General features: G+C 55.7%; 4 protein-coding genes. 2 read left to right on the forward strand and 2 right to left on the reverse strand.

The window, feature by feature from the left end; genetic code table 11:
• Positions 1-717: 717 nt before the first annotated feature.
• Complete coding sequence (locus MHK00_RS11660; RefSeq protein WP_008484778.1) at positions 718-873, reverse strand: hypothetical protein; 156 nt, start codon at positions 871-873, stop codon at positions 718-720.
• A gap of 11 nt (positions 874-884) precedes the next feature.
• On the opposite strand from MHK00_RS11660, the gene MHK00_RS11665 reads away from it, so the two are divergent.
• Both MHK00_RS11665 and MHK00_RS11670 read left to right on the forward strand, forming a co-directional pair.
• Positions 885-1,076 carry a hypothetical protein gene (locus MHK00_RS11665; protein ID WP_250411977.1) on the forward strand — a complete coding sequence of 64 codons (192 nt, stop codon included), beginning with the start codon at positions 885-887 and terminating at the stop codon, positions 1,074-1,076.
• Positions 1,077-1,852: 776 nt separating this feature from the next.
• Entirely contained in the window at positions 1,853-2,152 is a 300-nt protein-coding gene (locus MHK00_RS11670; protein ID WP_008490165.1) for a hypothetical protein, read from the forward strand.
• Here the strand turns inward: MHK00_RS11670 and MHK00_RS11675 are convergent.
• Entirely contained in the window at positions 2,149-2,685 is a 537-nt protein-coding gene (locus tag MHK00_RS11675; protein ID WP_008490166.1) for a hypothetical protein, read from the reverse strand. The two genes, MHK00_RS11670 and MHK00_RS11675, sit on opposite strands and share 4 nt — an antisense overlap.
• Positions 2,686-3,176: the final 491 nt, after the last annotated feature.

A 3,176-nucleotide genomic window follows, 5' to 3' on the forward strand; every position in this document is an offset into this window, starting at 1 on the left:
CCGGACGCGGTGATCGTCAACCGGGTCTTCGAGACGGCCTGAGAACGCCGGCACGCAGCGGCCATCAGGAAATGAGAAACTGGGTCGTCTCGGCTCTCCGCCCAACTTTGCAACAGCACCAGTGGGACAAGCAGCGCGCCGGGATCGTGCCCGGAGAAATGAAATAACCCCCCCGCCTAACCCGCGGGTTGAGAGCACCGTTAGAGGGGCTGACTAAGCAACCGAGTAAACAGCCTGCTGGGGTTCCTAAGCCGCAAGGCCGGAGCAGAGGACGACCAGCCCCAGGAGTACGCCCGCGCAGTCAATTAGCTTGAGACGCGCCAGAGCTTTTACACACGCCGTACGGTGCCGAGGATTAACTACCTTGGCCGGAATCTGGCATACCTACACCTGCCATCCCATACCGGAGACCAGCAGATTCTGCCCCCGACCCAGCCCTTAGAAATAAGGGTAGGGCGGGGGCGCCCTTCCCAAGCGCTCCCGCCCGGAGGGGCGCGCAGGTGGCCTTCTGGTCACGCCGTTCAGTCGAAAAATAAGCCGAATGAGCGAAAGCGAATTCGATAGAAGCCCGCCGCAGGCGCCGCCACTCCTAGAGGGGCTAAGAAGCTTTGAGAGGGAGCCAGATGGGCGCTAATCCAGCAACCAACTGGGTGAGCAAGAAGCGGTGAATCTGGCCCAGACCCGATTAACACTAAGAGTGCCAATAGTGTGTTGCCGCTAGCGCCAGAAGACGAGCAGGTCGAGTAGTTCGGCCCAACCGTGGATCGTGGCCATGGGGTCGGCAAGTATTGCGCCCAGGGCAGCGCCTAGTGCGAGCGAGCGCAGCTCGGAGAGTCGCCTAAGACTGGTGCGGGGGTTCGGGTTTCTTTGCATACGAAGCTCCTTTGCACGTCCCGTATTTCGGTCGTGCGGAAAAGGAATATCGCAACCGCCGCGTTGTCCGGCTCCAGGTGCTCGCCGTCGAGCTGCCGCCCGAGCCGTCCGGCTCGGTTGCCCCGGTTCAGTCCTCGCGCACTCAATCGCGCAGAAGCCCCCAGCCCTCCATGGGTACCGCCGCCGGGTCTTTAATCGCTTAGACGGGCACACAGCGCGCCGTGTGAAGCCGTCACACCGCCCTGCAGGACTGACAAGCGCGGTCGGGCGGAATGTACCCAAATATGTTGCTGGCCCACCCGCCAGTCCTAGCGGACAAGCCGGGCAGTCTTGCGGCGGTCTGTCGCCTGATTTTCGGGCCGGAGGAACCGGCCCGAGCCCACGCCGCGAAGCGGCTGGGGAGATACACACTATATGCACTCTTAGTGACATCGGGTGACCAGGCATTTCAGTGCCTGGCAGGTTTTATCGCACGTGCGATAAAGTGGGGGTATGGCGACCCAAAAAGAAGTCTGCGAAAGGTGCGGCAAACCAATCCCGCAACGGACGGATCCGCGTGGGCGGCAGGCCCGGTTTTGCTCGGGTGCATGCCGCGCTGCTGCGTCGCGTGAGCGCCGTAGGCGACAGCACCAAGAGGAGTTGGCGCAGGCGCATGAGCAAGCCACGCTGAAGCTGCGTACCCCTAGAGAGGAGGTGGCTGACGCGGCTCGTGTCGTCAGGGAGATGACTCGCGATCTCCGGATGGGGCGCGAGTTTTACGTCAGTGATGAGCACCAGGAGTTAGTGCTTGCGGTGCGTGAGTTTGCCGAGCTTATGGAGAAAAATGCGCGCCGTTCTGCCGCGCCTGCTGGCTTGAATCGTGCCGCCCGTAGGGCAAAGAAAAAGCGGCGACATTAAGCGATTGCCTAATTCTCTGCCGAGTTTCCATAGTTGAATAAGTCGGCAGTTAACACACCTTATTTTCCGTAAACTGCCGACTATGGAAGAGAAAAACCTATCGTCATTAGTGTTCGGAAACGTCGTCCTTGAATCTCAGTTTTTGGGGACAACTCCTCGAATATATGCCGCTGACATGCGGTCTTATTCTTTACGCCCCAGTCCTTATGTCACTCTCTCTGCCCCCTTAAATGATTTAAGAGGGCAGCTTCAACCTGACCATGCTGAGGCTATCGCTAAGAAAATCTTTGACTCCGTGGCTGAAGAGCTGAACGAAAACTACCCAGGTGGTTGTGAGCGTGCAGAGGAGGAACTAAAAGCCTGGCTTATGCAGAGTAATTAGTGCACATTGCATGGAAGATGGACTTCTTTGGAGATACCAATGTCATGATGCTTTCCTGCAAAAATCTCTCCATCAATTCGATAATCATGCCCTGAAGTAGTTGGGTCACAGATCGCTTCTCCACGAACAAATCCGTAGCCACCCTCAGGAAGATTCTTAGAGGTTTCATCTACGGTCTCATAAGCAAATCCGAGATGTTCTTCTTGAAGTCTGATCTTTGCGCTTAAAGGAAGAAACCCAGTTCCAGTACACCGGACATGCAATCCATAAGAGAGAATTCCTCCGGCTTCTACCTGGGGATTCGCAAATGTTCCAGTGCATACACCTGCATTCAAAGAGCGAGTTGATATTCCATCATTCGATGTTTCCTCATCAAGCGTAAAAGTAAAGCTATCTCCAGGCTTCACCTCAGCCCGAGGTGATGCGCCTTCTGATATCTCAGTCGAAGTAGCAGATGCTAGCGGGCAAGAGAGGGCGAGGGCAGAAAGAACAGTTGCAACGACAGTACAAGTTGACCTGGTTTTAATTCTCATAAAAGTGATTATGTGGGTGGATAAAGAAGTATGCAACACTTTGAAATAGAAATCCGACTAACGAATCTGGAGAATTAGCGCCCCTTTTTCTGTTCGCGCTCGAGCTTGCGGTGCGTGAGTTTGCCGAGCTTATGGAGAAAAATGCGCGCCGTTCTGCCGCGCCTGCTGGCTTGAATCGTGCCGCCCGTAGGGCAAAGAAAAAGCGGCGACGTTAATGCCGGCGCTCGGCTTTTGAGAAAAAGTTTTTAATTTTTCCCGCAAAAACCCCTGACAAACGAAAAGACCCCAACACCGAAGTGTTAGGGTCTTCTCTAGCTATCTAAATCAATATGTAGCGTACCACGTAGACGCCCGTGACTGCGAGTGGGACGGTGCTGTTGCAAAGTTGGGGCAGTAGAAAGATCGGCGTGAAATAATCAGAGCCATGGGCATCTTCTCCGGTCGGCATTTCCCCCGTGACATCATCCTGTGGGCGGTGCGGTGGTATTGCC

The sequence above is a fragment of the Corynebacterium tuberculostearicum genome (assembly GCF_022347385.1).
Classification (GTDB): domain Bacteria; phylum Actinomycetota; class Actinomycetes; order Mycobacteriales; family Mycobacteriaceae; genus Corynebacterium; species Corynebacterium tuberculostearicum_M.